Annotated in this window: 17 protein-coding genes and 1 other annotated feature; of the genes, 11 read left to right on the forward strand and 6 right to left on the reverse strand. The window is 56.8% G+C overall.

The window, feature by feature from the left end:
- Positions 1-9 precede the first annotated feature (9 nt).
- Entirely contained in the window at positions 10-1,368 is a 1,359-nt protein-coding gene (creD, locus tag MKS11_RS16245) for a cell envelope integrity protein CreD (RefSeq protein ID WP_069135399.1), read from the forward strand.
- A 64-nt stretch (positions 1,369-1,432) separates the two neighbouring features.
- Here the strand turns inward: creD and arcA are convergent, their stop codons facing one another.
- Positions 1,433-2,149, reverse strand: a complete 717-nt coding sequence (arcA, locus tag MKS11_RS16250; protein ID WP_002887843.1) for a two-component system response regulator ArcA — start codon at positions 2,147-2,149, stop codon at positions 1,433-1,435.
- Positions 2,150-2,244: 95 nt separating this feature from the next.
- On the opposite strand from arcA, the gene yjjY reads away from it, so the two are divergent.
- The 6 genes from yjjY (at position 2,245) to thrC (ending at position 8,508) form a co-directional block, all read left to right on the forward strand.
- Positions 2,245-2,385: a protein YjjY gene (gene yjjY, locus MKS11_RS16255; protein WP_004146984.1), complete on the forward strand. Its 141-nt coding sequence runs from the start codon at positions 2,245-2,247 to the stop codon at positions 2,383-2,385.
- 397 nt (positions 2,386-2,782) lie between these two features.
- Complete coding sequence (locus tag MKS11_RS16260; RefSeq protein WP_284109627.1) at positions 2,783-3,469, forward strand: tRNA/rRNA methyltransferase; 687 nt, start codon at positions 2,783-2,785, stop codon at positions 3,467-3,469.
- A 211-nt stretch (positions 3,470-3,680) separates the two neighbouring features.
- Positions 3,681-3,749 (forward strand): thr operon leader peptide, encoded by a 69-nt coding sequence (gene thrL, locus MKS11_RS16265; protein WP_004222578.1) that lies wholly within the window; start codon positions 3,681-3,683, stop codon positions 3,747-3,749.
- Positions 3,688-3,805: a sequence feature (Thr leader region), on the forward strand. It overlaps the preceding gene by 62 nt.
- Before the next feature lie 25 nt (positions 3,806-3,830).
- Positions 3,831-6,293, forward strand: a complete 2,463-nt coding sequence (thrA, locus tag MKS11_RS16270) for a bifunctional aspartate kinase/homoserine dehydrogenase I (RefSeq protein WP_009309175.1) — start codon at positions 3,831-3,833, stop codon at positions 6,291-6,293.
- A 1-nt stretch (position 6,294) separates the two neighbouring features.
- A complete protein-coding gene (gene thrB / locus MKS11_RS16275; RefSeq protein ID WP_002887853.1) occupies positions 6,295-7,224 on the forward strand; it encodes a homoserine kinase in 930 nt (309 codons plus the stop codon).
- Positions 7,225-7,227: 3 nt separating this feature from the next.
- Positions 7,228-8,508, forward strand: a complete 1,281-nt coding sequence (gene thrC, locus MKS11_RS16280; protein ID WP_002887863.1) for a threonine synthase — start codon at positions 7,228-7,230, stop codon at positions 8,506-8,508.
- A 48-nt stretch (positions 8,509-8,556) separates the two neighbouring features.
- Here thrC and yaaA read toward each other — a convergent pair whose 3' ends face one another.
- Together yaaA and MKS11_RS16290 are read right to left on the reverse strand one after the other, a co-directional pair.
- The gene (gene yaaA / locus MKS11_RS16285; RefSeq protein ID WP_009309177.1) at positions 8,557-9,330 is read right to left on the reverse strand and encodes a peroxide stress protein YaaA; all 774 of its coding nucleotides are present in this window, start codon (positions 9,328-9,330) and stop codon (positions 8,557-8,559) included.
- A gap of 77 nt (positions 9,331-9,407) precedes the next feature.
- Positions 9,408-10,838 carry a sodium:alanine symporter family protein gene (locus MKS11_RS16290; protein WP_004204227.1) on the reverse strand — a complete coding sequence of 477 codons (1,431 nt, stop codon included), beginning with the start codon at positions 10,836-10,838 and terminating at the stop codon, positions 9,408-9,410.
- 202 nt (positions 10,839-11,040) lie between these two features.
- Here MKS11_RS16290 and tal point away from each other — a divergent pair, with 202 nt between their 5' ends.
- From tal to MKS11_RS16305, 3 genes are all read left to right on the forward strand, one after another.
- On the forward strand, positions 11,041-11,994 hold the full coding sequence (gene tal, locus MKS11_RS16295) for a transaldolase (RefSeq protein ID WP_004204228.1): 954 nt from the start codon (positions 11,041-11,043) through the stop codon (positions 11,992-11,994).
- Positions 11,995-12,093: 99 nt separating this feature from the next.
- On the forward strand, positions 12,094-12,681 hold the full coding sequence (gene mog, locus MKS11_RS16300; protein ID WP_004204229.1) for a molybdopterin adenylyltransferase: 588 nt from the start codon (positions 12,094-12,096) through the stop codon (positions 12,679-12,681).
- Between the two features lie 119 nt (positions 12,682-12,800).
- Positions 12,801-14,102: an MFS transporter gene (locus MKS11_RS16305; protein ID WP_004204230.1), complete on the forward strand. Its 1,302-nt coding sequence runs from the start codon at positions 12,801-12,803 to the stop codon at positions 14,100-14,102.
- Between the two features lie 56 nt (positions 14,103-14,158).
- Here the strand turns inward: MKS11_RS16305 and satP are convergent, their stop codons facing one another.
- The 3 genes from satP to MKS11_RS16320 form a co-directional block, all read right to left on the reverse strand.
- Positions 14,159-14,725, reverse strand: a complete 567-nt coding sequence (gene satP, locus MKS11_RS16310; protein WP_049093220.1) for an acetate uptake transporter — start codon at positions 14,723-14,725, stop codon at positions 14,159-14,161.
- An 88-nt stretch (positions 14,726-14,813) separates the two neighbouring features.
- Positions 14,814-15,563, reverse strand: a complete 750-nt coding sequence (gene msyB, locus MKS11_RS16315) for an acidic protein MsyB (protein WP_087771770.1) — start codon at positions 15,561-15,563, stop codon at positions 14,814-14,816.
- A gap of 28 nt (positions 15,564-15,591) precedes the next feature.
- Positions 15,592-15,996, reverse strand: coding sequence for a DUF2541 family protein (locus MKS11_RS16320; protein ID WP_048294143.1), 405 nt, complete (start codon positions 15,994-15,996; stop codon positions 15,592-15,594).
- Between the two features lie 396 nt (positions 15,997-16,392).
- Here MKS11_RS16320 and dnaK point away from each other — a divergent pair, with 396 nt between their 5' ends.
- Positions 16,393-18,309: a molecular chaperone DnaK gene (dnaK, locus tag MKS11_RS16325; protein ID WP_004204234.1), complete on the forward strand. Its 1,917-nt coding sequence runs from the start codon at positions 16,393-16,395 to the stop codon at positions 18,307-18,309.
- The last annotated feature ends 52 nt before the right edge of the window (positions 18,310-18,361 follow it).

The following is an 18,361-nucleotide window of genomic DNA, read 5'->3' on the forward strand; positions in this document are numbered from 1 at the left end:
GAGAAAGCTATGTTGAAATCACCGTTATTCTGGAAAATCACCACGCTAATCGGCTGTATTGTGCTGTTATCTTTACCTTTAATGATGGTCAGGGAGCTCATCAATGAGCGGGCTGATTATCGCAGCGAGGTAGTGGACGCCATTGAGCAGAGCACCAGCGGTTCGCAAAAACTCGCCGGGCCGCTGATCGCTATTCCGGTAACCGAGACGCTGACCCGCAGGGAGAACCAAAAAGAGGTCGCCTATCAGCGTAGCTGGGTGTACTACTGGCTGCCGGAGTCGCTGGCGGTCACCGGCAAACAGACCGTGGAGTCGAGAAGGGTGGGCATCTACAGCGGGCAGGTATGGCATAACGCCCTGCAGATTAAGGCCACCTTCGATCCGCTGCGTCTGGCGTCGCTGCGAAAAACGCATATCACCCTGGGCCTGCCGCGGCTGGTGGTGAGCGTTGGCGATGCCCGCGGCATTGGCGCCATCCATGCCCCGGAGGTCAATGGTAACGTATTAAGCGTGGAGCCGGGGCTGGGGATCAGCGGCGATGGGGCGGGCATCCATATGCCGATGCCTGCGCTGGCGGAGGACAACAAGCCGCTTGAGATTGCTTTTTCGCTCGATCTGAACGGAACGGGCGCATTTTCACTAGCGCCGCTCGGGCGCAACAGCGAGCTGCAGCTGACCAGTAACTGGCCGCATCCCGGCTTTCTCGGCAGCTTCCTGCCAACGAAACGCGAAGTGAATGCTGCCGGCTATCGCGCCCACTGGCAAAGCAGCTGGTTCGCCAATGATATGGGCAGCTATTTCAAGGATGATATGGAGATCCCGTGGTCGCGCTTACCGGCGTTCAGTGCCGATGTCATGTCGCTTGCCGACCAGTACCAGCTAACCGATCGGGCGACAAAATATGCCATCCTGTTAATCGGGCTGACGTTTATGGCCTTTTTCGCTTTCGAGAGCCTGACCCATCGGCCCCTGCATCCGATGCAATATTTGCTGGTGGGCTTATCGCTGGTGCTGTTTTACCTGGTGCTGCTGGCGCTTTCGGAGCACATTGGCTTTACCGCCGCCTGGCTGGCCGCCAGTCTGTGCGGCGCGGTGATGAATGGGATCTACCTCCAGGCGGTGCTCAGGGGATGGCGCAACAGCCTGCTGTTTGTCGCCGCGCTGCTGCTGCTGGATGGGGTGATGTGGTTTCTGCTGCACTCCGAGGACAGCGCGCTGCTGTTGGGGACCGGTGTGCTGGCGCTGGCGCTGAGCATTCTGATGTTTTTGACCCGGCGAGTGGACTGGTATGCGTTATCGTTACCGAAAGGCAGTGCGCCTCCGCCGCCATCTGCCGATGACGACAAACTGCGCCTGTGGAAAGAGTGACGGCATAAAAAAAACGGCGCCCTCGGGGCGCCGTTTTCACATCATAGCTGCCGAATAACTCGCATTATTCCTGCAGATCGCCACAGAAACGGTAACCTTCACCGTGAATGGTAGCGATGATTTCCGGAGTATCCGGAGTGGATTCGAAGTGTTTACGAATCCGACGAATGGTCACGTCAACGGTACGGTCATGCGGCTTCAGCTCGCGACCGGTCATTTTCTTCAGCAGCTCGGCACGAGACTGAATTTTGCCCGGGTTTTCGCAGAAGTGCAGCATCGCGCGGAATTCACTGCGCGGCAGCTTGTACTGTTCGCCGTTCGGGCTAACCAGGGAACGGCTGTTGATATCGAGTTCCCAGCCGTTGAACTTGTAGCTTTCCACGCTGCGACGCTCTTCGCTCACGGTACCGAGGTTCATGGTACGGGAGAGCAGGTTGCGCGCGCGGATAGTCAGTTCACGCGGGTTAAACGGTTTAGTGATATAGTCGTCAGCGCCGATTTCGAGGCCAAGGATCTTATCCACTTCGTTGTCGCGGCCGGTTAAGAACATCAGCGCGACGTCGGCCTGCTCGCGCAGCTCGCGCGCCAGCAGAAGACCATTTTTACCCGGCAGGTTGATATCCATGATCACCAGGTTGATATCATTTTCAGACAGGATCTGATGCATTTCCGCGCCATCGGTCGCTTCGAATACATCGTAACCTTCTGCTTCGAAAATACTTTTTAACGTGTTGCGTGTTACCAACTCGTCTTCAACGATAAGAATGTGCGGGGTCTGCATGTTTGCTACCTAAATTGCCAACTAAATCGAAACAGGAAGTACCAAAGTCCCTGACCTGCCTGGTGCATGTCGCAAATTAACATGCGCGGCGTAACATGACTAAAGTACGTAATTGCGTTCTTGATGCACTTTCCATCAACGTCAACAACATCATTAGCTTGGTCGTGGGTACTTTCCCTCTGGACCCGACGGTGTCAAAAACGGCTGACATCCTAACCATTTTAACAGCAACATAACAGGCTAAGAGAGGCCGAACACCCAATAAAACTACGCTTCGTTGACATATATCAAGTTCAATTGTAGCACGTTAACAGTCTTGTGAAATCATTGCATCGCCATGCTCTTTATAGTCACAATCTTTACCCGGCTCAACTAGTTGCGTGGATAAATTAATAAATACAGTGAATCCAATGTCTGGAACGATGCGTCAGATGAAATTTCATTGCCCATCATATGGATAAATGGGTTCTGTTAACATACTCCTTGTCATGGCCTCCTGAGAACAGTTTAGATTTTTTTATGGGTAAGAAAACGCAATTTTAGTGATTTTTGTTGCAAATTTGTAAATTTTCACCGCGTAAAATGGGGGGCTCCGCGCCTCAGACAACGCCTGAGAGAGAGAATGAAACCGCAATGCGTTTAACGATTATTTTGGTCGGTCCTGCCCGGGCCGAGAACGTCGGTGCCGCCGCCAGGGCGATGAAAACCATGGGATTTCGCGATCTGCGGATCGTGGACAGTGAAGCCCATCTGGCGCCGGCGGCACGCTGGGTGGCGCACGGCTCAGGCGACATCCTCGATGGCATCACCACCTATTCCACCCTTGCTGAGGCGCTGCACGACGTCGATTTTACCGTCGCCACCACCGCCCGCAGTCGCGTGCGGTTTCACTATTACGCCACGCCGCAGCAGTTGTTGCCGCTGCTGGAGGAGAAGGCGAACTGGATGACCCATACCGCGCTGGTATTTGGCCGTGAAGACGCCGGATTGACCAATGAGGAGCTGGCCCTGGCCGATGTGCTGACCGGCGTGCCGATGGTCGCGGATTATCCGTCGCTGAACCTCGGTCAGTCGGTGATGGTTTACTGCTATCAATTAGCATCGCTTATGCAACAATCGGCTCCCGCCGCTGCCGCGGCAGACCATCATCAGCTGCAGGCGTTGCGCCTCCGCACCATGGCCTTGCTTTCGCGTCTGGGCGTGGAGGACGATGCCAAACTGGCCGACTGGCTGTCGCAACGATTGGGGCTGCTGCAGCAGCGAGACACGGCAATGTTGCATCGTTTGCTGCATGATATTGAAAAAAACCTACCAGAATAAAGTTCTGTCATATTTTTTATTTATGGTTGCATGTACTGTTTTTGCGGGAGGTGTTCCGCCAATCTGGGTGTTTTTTCTTGTCGAGGTGGCGCAATACGTAAGCCGGCTGAAATGGGGTTAATTGAGAAATTCATTGACTTAAGACGGCAGATACTTTAACCAATATAGGCAGGACACACAGACAGATAAAAATACAGAGTACACAACATCCATGAATCGCATCGGCATGATTACCACCATTATCACCACCACCATTACCACAGGTAACGGTGCGGGCTGACGCGTACAGGAAACACAGAAAAAAGCCCGCACCTGAACAGTGCGGGCTTTTTTTTTGACAAGAGATCAAGGGGTAAGAACCATGCGAGTGTTGAAGTTCGGCGGTACATCAGTGGCAAATGCGGAACGGTTTCTGCGGGTTGCCGATATTCTGGAGAGTAATGCCAGGCAGGGGCAGGTAGCGACCGTCCTGTCTGCCCCGGCGAAGATCACTAACCATCTGGTAGCGATGATTGAAAAGACCATTGGCGGCCAGGATGCCCTCCCCAATATTGCCGACGCTGAACGCATTTTTGCCGAACTTCTTCAGGGCCTTGCCGACGCCCAGCCCGCTTTCCCGCTCGCCCAGTTGAAAGCCTTTGTTGAGCAGGAGTTTGCTCAGATTAAGCATGTCCTGCACGGTATTAGCCTGCTGGGTCAGTGCCCGGATAGCGTCAATGCCGCGCTGATCTGCCGAGGCGAAAAGCTCTCCATCGCCATCATGGCGGGTCTGCTGGAAGCCCGTGGTCATAAAGTCAGTGTCATTAACCCGGTGGAAAAACTGCTTGCCGTTGGTCACTACATGGAGTCCACGGTCGATATCGCCGAATCCACCCGCCGCATCGCCGCCAGCCAGATCCCGGCAGACCATATGATCCTGATGGCTGGGTTTACCGCTGGCAATGAGAAGGGGGAGCTGGTGGTGCTGGGGCGCAACGGCTCCGACTATTCGGCTGCGGTGCTGGCCGCCTGCCTGCGCGCCGATTGCTGCGAAATCTGGACCGATGTCGACGGAGTGTACACTTGCGACCCGCGCCAGGTGCCGGATGCGCGTCTGCTGAAATCGATGTCTTATCAGGAGGCGATGGAGCTCTCCTATTTTGGCGCGAAAGTGCTGCACCCGCGCACCATCGCCCCTATCGCCCAATTCCAAATCCCATGTCTGATTAAAAATACTGGCAACCCGCAGGCGCCGGGAACGCTCATCGGCGCCAGCCGCGACGAGGACGATCTGCCGGTTAAAGGCATCTCTAACCTCAACAACATGGCGATGTTCAACGTTTCCGGGCCGGGGATGAAAGGCATGGTCGGCATGGCCGCCCGCGTCTTCGCCACCATGTCCCGCGCCGGCATCTCGGTAGTGCTGATCACCCAATCCTCCTCCGAGTACAGCATCAGTTTCTGCGTGCCGCAGAGCGACTGCGCGCGAGCCAAACGGGCGATGGAAGATGAGTTTTACCTCGAGCTGAAAGAGGGGCTGCTGGAGCCGCTGGCCATTATGGAGCGTCTGGCTATTATCTCGGTGGTGGGTGACGGGATGCGCACCCTGCGCGGTATCTCGGCGAAATTTTTTGCCGCGCTGGCCCGCGCCAATATCAATATCGTGGCGATTGCTCAGGGTTCTTCCGAACGCTCCATTTCGGTGGTGGTCAGCAATGACGACGCTACCACCGGCGTGCGCGTGACCCATCAGATGCTGTTCAACACCGACCAGGTGATCGAAGTGTTCGTCATCGGCGTCGGCGGCGTCGGCGGCGCGCTGCTGGAGCAGATCAAACGCCAGCAGGGTTGGCTGAAGAGCAAACATATCGATCTGCGCGTTTGCGGCGTGGCCAACTCTCAGGCGCTGCTGACCAGCGTGCATGGTCTGAATCTGGAAAACTGGAGTGAAGCGCTGGCGGAGGCGAAAGAACCCTTTAATCTTGGCCGCCTGATCCGCCTGGTAAAAGAGTACCACCTGCTGAATCCGGTGATCGTCGACTGTACCTCCAGCCAGGCGGTCGCCGATCAGTACGCCGACTTCCTGCGCGAAGGTTTCCATGTGGTCACGCCGAATAAAAAGGCCAATACCTCTTCACTGGATTACTATCATCAGCTGCGCCACGCGGCGAGCAGCTCGCGCCGCAAGTTCCTCTATGACACGAACGTTGGCGCTGGCCTGCCGGTGATTGAGAACCTGCAGAACCTGCTCAACGCCGGCGATGAACTGCGCCATTTCTCCGGGATCCTTTCCGGTTCGCTGTCGTTTATCTTCGGCAAGCTGGATGAGGGGGTGAGTTTCTCGGCGGCGACGGCAATGGCCCGTGAGATGGGGTATACCGAGCCGGATCCGCGCGACGATTTATCCGGGGTGGACGTCGCGCGTAAGCTGCTGATTCTGGCCCGTGAGACCGGACGTGAACTGGAGCTGTCGGACATTATCGTCGAGTCGGCGCTGCCGGCGGACTTCGACGCCAGCGGTGATGTCGAGACCTTTATGGCTCGCCTGCCGTCGCTGGATGATGAGTTCGCCTCGCGGATTGCTAAGGCGCGCGATGAAGGTAAAGTCTTGCGCTATGTCGGTAACATCGAAGAGGATGGTACCTGCCGGGTGAAAATTGCCGCCGTTGACGGTAACGATCCGCTGTACAAAGTCAAAAATGGCGAGAACGCGCTGGCCTTTTACAGCCACTATTATCAGCCATTGCCGCTGGTGCTGCGCGGCTATGGTGCCGGGAACGACGTCACGGCGGCCGGCGTATTCGCCGACCTGCTGCGCACCCTTTCCTGGAAGTTAGGAGTTTAAGATGGTCAAAGTATATGCCCCGGCTTCCAGTGCCAATATGAGCGTCGGGTTTGATGTGTTGGGCGCGGCGGTCACGCCGGTCGATGGCACGCTGCTTGGCGACAATGTCACTGTCGAAGCGGCGGAGCAATTCAGCCTGCAGAATCTGGGACGCTTCGCCAGCAAACTGCCGACGGCGCCGCAGGAGAACATTGTTTACCAGTGCTGGGAAAGCTTTTGCCGGGAGATCGGTAAGACGGTGCCGGTGGCGATGACGCTGGAAAAAAACATGCCGATTGGTTCCGGGCTGGGTTCCAGCGCCTGCTCGGTGGTCGCCGCGCTGGTGGCGATGAACGAGTTTTGCGGTAAGCCGCTGAACGAGACGCGCATGCTGGCGCTGATGGGGGAGATGGAAGGGCGTATCTCCGGCAGCATTCACTACGACAACGTGGCGCCGTGCTATCTTGGCGGCATGCAGTTGATGATCGAAGAGAACGGGATTATCAGCCAGCAGGTGCCCGGGTTTGATGAGTGGCTGTGGGTGCTGGCCTATCCGGGGATTAAAGTCTCCACCGCCGAAGCGCGGGCGATTCTGCCGGCGCAGTACCGCCGTCAGGATTGTATCGCCCATGGTCGCCACCTCGCGGGCTTTATTCATGCCTGCTACACCCGCCAGCCGCAGCTGGCGGCAAAATTGATGAAAGATGTGATTGCCGAACCGTACCGAACCAAACTGCTGCCGGGCTTTAGCGAAGCGCGTCAGGCGGCCATGGAGATGGGCGCCCAGGCTTGCGGCATCTCCGGCTCTGGCCCAACGCTATTCGCGTTGTGCGATAAGCCGGACACCGCACAGCGCGTCGCCGACTGGCTTGGCGCGCACTATCTACAGAATCAGGAAGGCTTTGTTCATATTTGCCGGCTGGATACGGCGGGCGCACGCGTAGTGGGATAACCAATGAAACTGTATAACTTAAAAGATCACAATGAGCAGGTCAGCTTTGCGCAGGCCGTTACCCAGGGACTTGGCAAGCATCAGGGCCTGTTCTTTCCGCACGATCTGCCGGAATTCAGCCTGACTGAAATCGACGATATGCTGGCGCAGGACTTTGTCACCCGCAGCGCCAAAATTTTATCCGCCTTTATCGGCGATGAGATCCCGCAGGATGTCCTGCAACAGCGGGTCCGCGCGGCGTTTGCGTTTCCGGCGCCGGTGAGCAAGGTTCAGGAGGATGTCGGCTGTCTGGAACTGTTCCATGGCCCCACGCTGGCGTTCAAGGATTTCGGCGGCCGCTTTATGGCGCAGATGCTGACCCACATTGCGGGCGACAAGCCGGTCACCATCCTCACGGCGACCTCTGGCGATACCGGGGCGGCGGTGGCGCATGCTTTCTATGGTCTGCCGAACGTTAAGGTGGTGATCCTCTATCCGCGCGGCAAGATCAGCCCGCTGCAGGAGAAGCTGTTCTGTACTCTCGGCGGCAACATTGAAACCGTGGCGATTGACGGCGACTTCGACGCCTGCCAGGCGCTGGTGAAGCAGGCGTTTGACGATGAAGAACTGAAGGCGACGCTGGGGCTGAACTCGGCTAACTCCATTAACATCAGCCGCCTGCTGGCGCAGATCTGCTACTACTTCGAAGCGGCGGCGCAGCTGCCGCAGGAAGCCCGCAATCAGCTGGTGATTTCTGTGCCGAGCGGCAACTTCGGCGATCTGACCGCCGGTCTGCTGGCGAAGTCGCTGGGTCTGCCGATCAAACGCTTTATCGCTGCCACCAACGCCAACGACACTGTTCCGCGCTATCTGCAGGGCGGCGAGTGGGCGCCAAAAGCCACCCAGGCGACGCTGTCCAACGCCATGGACGTCAGCCAGCCGAACAACTGGCCGCGTGTCGAAGAGCTGTTCCGCCGTAAAATCTGGCGTCTCAGCGAGCTGGGCTATGCCGCGGTCGATGATGAGACCACCAAAGCGGCAATGCGTGAGCTGAAGGCCATCGGCTACATCTCTGAGCCGCACGCGGCGATTGCCTGGCGCGCGCTGCGCGATCAGCTGCAGCCGGGAGAGTACGGTCTGTTCCTCGGTACTGCGCATCCGGCGAAGTTCAAAGAGAGCGTGGAGGAGATCTTGCAGGAGACCCTGCCGCTGCCGAAAGAGCTGGCCGACCGCGCCGACCTGCCGCTGCTGTCTCACAACCTGCCGGCGGATTTCGCCGCGCTGCGTAAGCTGATGATGGGCTAAATCCTTACCGTCCCCCTGTCGCGTCGAACGCCGCAGGGGGACGCTTACTTACTGCTCGTGGCGTTTAAACACCAGTTCGCCTTTCTCCGAAGCCTCCGCATCAAAGAAATAGCCTTCGCTATTAAAGGATTTCAGCTGCTCCGGCTGGGTTAAGCGATTTTCAATAATGTAGCGGCTCATCAGGCCACGGGCTTTCTTGGCATAGAAGCTGATCACTTTGAATTTGCCGTTCTTCTCATCGAGGAAGACCGGCTTGATCAGCTGGCCCTGCAATTTTTGCGTTTTCACCGATTTAAAATACTCATCGGAAGCCAGGTTGATGACGATATCGTCGCCCTGAGCCTGCAGCGCCTGATTCAGCTTCTCGGTAATGGTATCGCCCCAGAACTGGTACAGATCTTTACCGCGCGGGTTTTCCAGACGGATCCCCATCTCCAGGCGGTAGGGCTGCATCAGGTCCAGCGGGCGCAGCACGCCATACAGGCCGGAGAGCATGCGCAGGTGTCGCTGGGCGAAGTCAAAGTCGTCCTCAGTGAGCGTCTCTGCCTGCAGGCCGGTGTAGACATCGCCCTTAAAGGCGAGGATCGCCTGGCGGGCATTTTGCGGCGTAAAGTCAGGGTGCCAGTCGTGGAAACGGGTGGCGTTCAGATCCGCCAGCTTGTCGCTGATGCTCATCAGCTTGCCGATTTGCGGCGCGGTCAGCTGACGGGCGATGCTGATAAGCTCTTGAGAATACTCGAGGAGTTCGGGCTGGGTATAGCGAGTCGTTGCCAGCGGGCTTTGATAATCGAGCGTTTTAGCAGGTGAAATCAGAATCAGCATATCCAGTCCTTGCAGGTAATTTCGACGAATTTTAACAAAAAAAGTGCATGGTGGGATCGATAGCTGCGATTGCCGCGCTATTCGCGCGGCAGTTCATTCCACGCGCCCGGGGCCAGCTGCTGGTGAATCTCGGGATAGCGCGACGCATCAAAAGTGGGCTGGATGCCTAACTGGCGCTGACGCAGATAATCACTGGCGATAATTCGCACCGTCGGGGAGAGCAGCAGGATGGCCGTCAGGTTGGTCATCGCCATCAGCGCCATAATGATATCCGCGCTCTGCCAGACGACCGGCAGGCTAACCAGGGTCCCCAGCAGCACCATCAGGACGGTGAGTATTCTCAGCCCCCAGATATAGCGCGGCTTATCCAGATGCAGAAAGATCAGATTATTTTCCGCATACACGTAGTTGGCCACGATAGAGCTAAAAGCGAACAGCAGCACGATGAGGGCGATAAAATCCGCTCCCCAGCCGCCGACCAGCACGCTCATCGCGTGTTGCAAGTCCTGAATACCATTGAGCGTATATTCATTGTCGGGCCGCGGCGCCAGCATGACGATAATCGCGCTGGCGGTACAGATCACGATGGTATCGATAAACACGCCTATCATCTGCACGATACCCTGCGCCGCCGGGTGCGGCGGCCATGAGGCGGCGGCTGCGGCGGCGTTAGGCGAAGAGCCCATCCCTGCTTCATTGGAGAACATGCCGCGCTGAAAGCCGCTGGTCAGCGCCTGGCTGATGGTGTAGCCCACCGCGCCGGCGGCGGCTTCCTGCCAGCCGAAGGCGCAGCGAAAGATGGTGGCGAAAATCGTCGGCAGGGCGGTGATATGCCACAGGCCGATAAGCAGGCTGGTGGCGATCCATAGCAGCGCCATGATGGGCACTATCCACTGCATCAGGCGCGCCACGCCGCGTAAACCGCGGAGGATGGCCAGCAGAACGACAACCGCCAGCACGCCGCCGCTGACCGCCGCCGGTAGATCGAACGCATAGCGCAGGGCATGAGCCACGGAGTTGGCCTGCACGGTATTGAAGATAAAGCCATAGGCCAGCAGCAGGAGGATCGAAAACAGAACGCCCATCCAGCGCATGCCGAGCCCGCGCGCCATATACCAGGCCGGGCCGCCGCGGAACTGACCGCGGCTATCGCGTTCTTTATACAACTGGGCAAGGGAACATTCGGCGAAGCTGCTGGCCATGCCGAGCAGGGCGGAGACCCACATCCAGAATACCGCTCCGGGTCCGCCGGCGGCGATGGCCAGCGTGACGCCGGCAAGATTACCGCTGCCAACCCTGGCGGCAAGACTGGTACATAACGCCTGAAAAGAGGTTAAACCGCCCGGCTGCGGGTGCAGGCTTTTTTTCAGACTGCGGCTAAATTTGCGCACGTAACGGAACTGAATACCCCGGGTTTGCCAGCTAAACCAGATCCCTGCGCCCAGTAGCAGATAAATCATCACTGAGCCCCAGAGTATTTCATTGATAAATGAGAGAAAATCAGGCATTAAACATCCTCTTGTCCATGCCGGCACGCCAGTGTAAGCGTTACCAATTAAGTGACAATCCTTGCGCTTTCAGCAAATTAATCTGCATAGTTTATCACACTCTGCGCTCTTCTCTCGTCGGCGGTTGCGCTGACCCGGCAGCGTGTTATCATCTGGGCAGACCGGTTACATCCCCTTAACTGCTGTTTAAGAGAAATATATCATGACGGATAAATTAACTTCTCTGCGTCAGTACACCACTGTCGTCGCTGACACCGGAGATATTGCGGCAATGAAGCTGTATCAGCCTCAGGATGCCACCACCAACCCTTCCCTGATCCTCGGCGCGGCTCAGATCCCTGAGTACCGTAAGCTGATTGACGACGCTGTGGCCTGGGCTCGTAGCCAGAGCAGCGATCGCGCACAGCAGATCCTTGATGCTTCCGATAAGCTGGCGGTGAACATCGGTCTCGAAATTCTGAAACTGATCCCGGGCCGTATCTCCACCGAAGTGGATGCACGTCTCTCCTACGACACCGAAGCGTCTATCGCCAAAGCTAAGCGCATCATCAAGCTGTATAACGACGCGGGCATCAGTAACGATCGTATTCTGATCAAGCTGGCTTCCACCTGGCAGGGCATTCGCGCAGCTGAGCAGCTGGAAAAAGAAGGCATCAACTGCAACCTGACCCTGCTGTTCTCCTTCGCTCAGGCTCGTGCTTGCGCCGAAGCGGGCGTCTTCCTGATTTCGCCGTTCGTTGGTCGTATCCTCGACTGGTACAAAGCCAACACCGACAAGAAAGAGTACGCGCCGGCAGAAGATCCGGGCGTGGTTTCCGTCAGCGAAATCTACGAGTACTACAAGCAGCACGGTTATGAAACCGTAGTGATGGGCGCCAGCTTCCGTAACGTTGGTGAAATTCTCGAACTGGCTGGCTGTGACCGCCTGACCATCGCGCCAGCGCTGCTGAAAGAGCTGTCCGAGAGCGAAGGGGCCGTTGAGCGTAAACTGGTGTACACCGGTGAAGTGAAAGCACGTCCGGAGCGTATTACCGAATCTGAGTTCCTGTGGCAGCATAACCAGGATCCGATGGCGGTAGACAAACTGGCGGAAGGTATCCGTAAGTTTGCGATCGACCAGGAAAAACTGGAAAAAATGATCGGCGAACTGCTGTAATCCCGCAGGTGGCCGACGCCCGTCGGCCACATTACACTGTCTGTCCCGCCAGCAGCAGTGTATCATTTCGTTTAACGCTACAGTTTGAACGGAATAACCATGAATACCTTACGAATCGGCTTAGTTTCCATTTCCGATCGCGCCTCCAGCGGCGTCTATCAGGACAAAGGCATCCCGGCACTGGAAGAGTGGCTGGCGCGTGCCCTCACTACCCCTTTTGAACTGCAGACTCGCCTGATTCCGGATGAGCAGGTCATTATTGAGCAAACGCTGTGCGAACTGGTTGACGAGATGGGGTGCCACCTGGTGCTGACCACCGGCGGAACCGGCCCTGCGCGTCGCGATGTGACGCCCGACGCCACGCTGGCGATTGCCGATCGCGAGATGCCGGGCTTCGGCGAGCAAATGCGCCAGGTTAGCCTACACTTTGTGCCGACGGCGATCCTTTCCCGGCAGGTCGGGGTGATCCGCAAGCAGGCGCTGATCCTCAATCTACCCGGACAACCGAAAGCGATTCAGGAGACCCTGGAAGGGGTGAAAGATGCTGACGGCAACGTGCTGGTGCACGGTATTTTCGCAAGTGTACCTTATTGTGTACAGTTGCTGGAGGGGCCTTATGTGGAAACCGATGGCCGTGTGGTAGAAGCATTTCGTCCAAAAAGCGCCAGACGCGAAACTTTATCCTGAATTTGATGCATTTGTGACATAACCTGCATCGCTGATGGTGTGCCGTTTTATTTACGATATAGTGCTGTTTACTTTACACACTATAAAATACGCTGCACACCTCAGGATGAAATCGCGTTATGTCATATGCAAACCGACCGCTCAACCGCCAGGATTATAAAACGCTAACGCTGGCCGCCCTTGGCGGCGCGCTGGAGTTTTATGACTTTATCATCTTCGTTTTCTTCGCCGCCGTCGTCGGCGAGCTCTTCTTCCCCGCGGATATTCCGGAATGGCTGCGCCAGGTACAGACCTTTGGCATTTTCGCCGCCGGTTACCTGGCGCGTCCGCTGGGGGGGATCATCATGGCCCACTTTGGCGATCTGGTAGGGCGTAAAAAAATGTTTACCCTCAGCATTCTGCTGATGGCGGTGCCGACCCTGGCGATTGGTCTGCTGCCGACCTACAGCTCGGTGGGTATCGTCGCGCCGCTGCTGTTGCTGCTGATGCGTATTCTGCAGGGGGCGGCGATCGGCGGCGAGGTGCCTGGCGCCTGGGTGTTTGTCGCCGAGCATGTTCCGGAAAAACGCATTGGTATCGCCTGCGGCACGCTGACGGCCGGCCTGACCGTAGGCATCCTGCTGGGATCGGTGGTGGCGACGCTTATCAACACCAGCCTGACGCCGCAGGGGATCCACGACGGCGGCTGGCGGATCCCCTTCCTGCTGGGGGGCGTATTTGGCCTGGTGGCGATGTATCTGCGCCGCTGGCTGCAGGAGACGCCGATTTTTCTTGAGATGCAGCAGCGCAAAGCGCTGGCGCAGGAACTGCCGGTAAAGGCGGTCGTCCTCAAGCACCAGAAGGCGGTGGCGGTCTCTATGCTGCTGACCTGGCTGCTGTCGGCAGGCGTGGTGGTGGTGATCCTGATGTCGCCGGTCTGGCTGCAGAAACACTATGGCTTCGCCCCGGCGATGACCCTGCAGGCCAACAGCATTGCCACGATTATGTTGTGCATCGGCTGTCTGCTCGCCGGGCTGGCGGCGGACCGCTTCGGCGCCAGCCGCACCTTTATCGTCGGCAGCCTGCTGCTGGCGGTTGCCAGCTGGGCATTTTATCACCTGTCCGGCGCCAGCCCGCAGCGGCTGTTTCTGCTGTACGGTACGGTGGGACTCTGCGTGGGCGTGGTGGGGGCGGTGCCTTATGTCATGGTGCGGGCCTTCCCGGCGGAAGTGCGCTTCACCGGCATTTCCTTTTCCTACAATCTGTCGTACGCGATTTTTGGCGGCCTGACGCCGATTGCCGTCACGATGCTGATGGGGGTGTCGCCGATGGCCCCGGCCTGGTATGTGCTGGCCTTGTCGCTGATGGGCTTGGGATTAGGTATCTGGCTGCGTCAGGGGCTGACGGCGGCGAGGTTGCCGGAAGGGGAGCTGCAGCGCTAAGCAGGGTTTACCGATGATGACCAGCCGCCGCCCTGTCACAGGGCGGCGGCGGAAGATTAACGCGGTTCGCCGATCGGCAACACGGTGCGGCCGAACTGCTCGTTCAGCACTTCGCCCATCGCCAGGTAAATGGCGCTGGCGCCGCAGATCAGGCCGATCCAGCCGGCTACTTTCACGATGCCTTCGTTATCTACCAGATGCCCAATCGCCAGCAGCGCGAACAGCACCGTCAGGCTCAGGAACACGAACTGCAGCATACGTGCGGCTTTCAGCGTGCCGAAGAACATGAACAACGTAAAAATACCCCACAGGCCGAGATACATGCCGAGGAAGTGCGCGTTCGGCGCATCAGCCAGGCCCATTTTCGGCAGCAGAAGGATAGCAACCAGCGTCAGCCAGAAGCTGCCGTAGGAGGTAAAAGCGGTCAAGCCAAAGGTGTTGCCTTTTTTGTATTCCAGCAGGCCGGCAAAAATTTGCGCAATGCCACCGTAAAAAATGCCCATCGCCAGGATAGCTACATCGAATGCGAAGAGGCCGCTATTCGCCAGGTTAAGCAGAATAGTGGTCATGCCGAAGCCCATAAGGCCCAGCGGTGCCGGATTAGCCAACTTAGTGTTGCCCATAATTCCTCAAAATTATCATTAAAAGGGAAGCATTACCCCGCGACTTGGCGGCGGGGCGCGGCATAATAATGAGGCGCGTAAAGGCTGTCTATGATCTGGCGGGGTATTTTTCACCAATTTCAGTTGCGCCCGGCGACGAGTGGAGCATTTGTCGTAAACAGGCAATTTGCAGGACCGCGGGGATGGTGACCCGATAAGCGCTGCCGCTTACCGCTTTCACGCTGTTCAGCGCGGCGCCAAGCGGTCCCCCCAGCCCGGCGCCGCGTACCAGGCCATGGCCGATGACGCTCACGGCGGCGTGCGTGCGCAGGATGGCGGTTAACCGCTCATCCAGTAGCAGGGCAACGCCTTCACTCAGCTTGCGGCGCCTCAACAGATAGGGCAGCAGGCTTTCCAGCTCATGACTCCGGCACTCCACCGCGGCGAGAAACTGCGTTTTTTGTTCCTCATCCAGCTTATTCCAGCTGTGCTGCAGAAAATGCGTCAACAACTGTTGCTCGATCTGCGGCGTCGTCATCTGTTTATCGACCTTCGCCTTTAGCCTTTTACACACATCCAGCATGATGGCGCGATAAAATTTGCCATGGCGGCGCAGCGTATTGGCGATGCTGTCGCCGCCGAAATGCTGTAGCTCGCCGGCGATCAACTGCCAGTTGCGGCGATAGCGCTCCGGGTGGCCCTCCATAGACAGAAAGGTCTCGTTGCGCAGCAGCGTACTGGAGAGACGGGGTTTGCCATTTTCCCCGTGGGTCAGAATACGGGTAAACGCTTCCAGATGCGCCTCGCTGCACTCAGGCAGAAAGGCGAGATCGTCATCATCCAGATAGTTAATATGCATAACGTTTTCTCTCGGGCAGGGGACGACGTTAGTCGTCGCCGACAATTTTCAGTGAGGCCATATCTGAGGAGTTGACCGTGTGGCCGGAGAAGGCGATTTTTTTCACACAGCGCTTGTTGTCGTTATCGCTGTTGAGGGAGATCCAGCCGGTGGTGTGGCCCTCTTTGATCCCGGCGGGCACGTTCAGGGTGTGGCTGGCGCCGTGGCTGGCCTTAAAGTAGACCGTTGCTCCGGAGAGCTGAATATCGCCGCGTTCGGCGCTGAGCTGAATACGTTTGACCACCCGGCAGACGGGAAGCTTCAGCGTCAGATCGTTGGTCTCATTGCGCGGCATGGCTATCACGCCGAGGATCTTATGGTCGTTGGCGGCCGCCGAGGTGATAACTGACACGCTAAGGATAAGCCCCGCTGAAAGCCGGAATAGTGATTTCATTAATCTGTCCCCTGAATAAGTAAAGTGCGAGGGCGGGGATCTTATCACTGCGAAAACGGGGCTTTTAGCGCACAAGTATTGCGTTTTATGTCAATGATATTATGAATATATTTGGTTATTTTATTCGTTATTTATATGGATGTTTCGCCATCTTTTTTGCCGCCCGGCAATATCCTTTGCTGAGCCATCGGCGACAGGGGGCGAGGGCGTCGGCTGGTCCCCGGCAAAAAATTTTTCTACTTGCCCCTTGATGCCGGAGTGGGCGACCCCATCTTGTAGTCAACCGCAGTGAAGAACCTGAAAAAAAATGATGTCTGGGCAGTTGAAACCGCAGGTTTCGCCCTTATTACAGGTTCACAACCACATGTTGATCGAATTTTTAGTGGAGACGTTTAGATGGGTAAAATTATTGGTATCGACCTGGGTACTACCAACTCTTGTGTAGCGATTATGGATGGCACTACTGCACGCGTGCTGGAGAACGCCGAAGGCGATCGCACCACGCCTTCTATCATTGCCTATACCCAGGATGGTGAAACTCTGGTTGGTCAGCCGGCTAAACGTCAGGCAGTGACAAACCCGCAAAACACCCTGTTTGCGATTAAACGCCTGATTGGCCGCCGCTTCCAGGACGAAGAAGTTCAGCGTGACGTTTCTATCATGCCATACAAAATTGTTGCCGCAGACAATGGCGACGCATGGCTGGATGTGAAAGGCACCAAAACGGCACCGCCGCAGATCTCTGCTGAAGTGCTGAAAAAAATGAAGAAAACGGCTGAAGATTACCTGGGTGAACCGGTAACTGAAGCGGTTATCACCGTACCGGCTTACTTCAACGATGCGCAGCGTCAGGCCACCAAAGATGCTGGCCGTATCGCCGGTCTGGAAGTCAAACGTATCATCAACGAACCGACCGCGGCCGCGCTGGCGTACGGTCTGGATAAAGAAGTGGGCAACCGTACTATCGCGGTTTACGACCTCGGTGGTGGTACTTTCGATATCTCTATTATCGAAATCGACGAAGTGGATGGCGAAAAAACCTTCGAAGTACTGGCGACCAACGGTGATACCCACCTGGGCGGCGAAGACTTCGATACCCGTCTGATCAACTACCTCGTTGATGAATTTAAGAAAGATCAGGGCATTGACCTGCGTAACGACCCGCTGGCGATGCAGCGTCTGAAAGAAGCCGCTGAGAAAGCGAAGATTGAACTGTCTTCTGCTCAGCAGACCGACGTTAACCTGCCGTACATCACTGCAGATGCGACCGGTCCGAAACATATGAACATCAAAGTGACTCGCGCGAAACTGGAAAGCCTGGTAGAAGACCTGGTTAACCGTTCCATCGAGCCGCTGAAAGTAGCCCTGCAGGATGCCGGTCTGTCCGTTTCCGATATCAACGACGTGATCCTCGTTGGTGGTCAGACTCGTATGCCGATGGTGCAGAAGAAAGTGGCCGAGTTCTTTGGTAAAGAACCGCGTAAAGACGTTAACCCGGATGAAGCCGTGGCGATCGGTGCTGCCGTTCAGGGCGGTGTACTGACTGGTGATGTGAAAGACGTTCTGCTGCTCGACGTGACCCCGCTGTCGCTGGGTATCGAAACCATGGGCGGCGTGATGACTGCGCTGATCAGCAAAAACACCACCATCCCGACCAAGCACAGCCAGGTGTTCTCTACCGCTGAAGACAACCAGTCTGCGGTCACCATCCATGTGCTGCAGGGTGAGCGTAAACGCGCGTCTGATAACAAATCTCTGGGTCAGTTCAACCTGGATGGTATCAACCCGGCGCCGCGCGGCATGCCGCAGATCGAAGTGACCTTTGACATCGATGCTGACGGTATCCTGCACGTCTCCGCGAAAGACAAAAACAGCGGTAAAGAGCAGAAGATCACCATCAAAGCCTCTTCCGGTCTGAATGAAGAAGAAATTCAGAAAATGGTTCGCGAAGCGGAAGCTAACGCCGAATCTGACCGTAAGTTCGAAGAGCTGGTACAGACCCGCAACCAGGGCGACCATCTGCTGCACAGCACTCGCAAGCAGGTTGAAGAAGCAGGCGATAAACTGCCGGCTGACGACAAAACTGCCATTGAGTCTGCGCTGACCGCGCTGGAAACTTCGCTGAAAGGTGAAGACAAAGCGGACATCGAAGCGAAAATGCAGGCGCTGGCGCAGGCTTCCCAGAAGCTGATGGAAATCGCCCAGCAGCAGCATGCTCAGCAGCAGGCGGGTTCCGCTGACGCTCAGGCGAGCAACGCGAAAGACGACGATGTTGTCGACGCTGAGTTCGAAGAAGTGAAAGATAAAAAATAATCGCCCTTTGAACGGGTAAAACACTGGCACGGGCGAAGAGGTTTCCTCTCCG

The organism is Klebsiella sp. K5-45, from assembly GCF_030128605.1.
In the GTDB taxonomy this organism is placed as follows: Bacteria; Pseudomonadota; Gammaproteobacteria; order Enterobacterales; family Enterobacteriaceae; genus Klebsiella; species Klebsiella quasipneumoniae.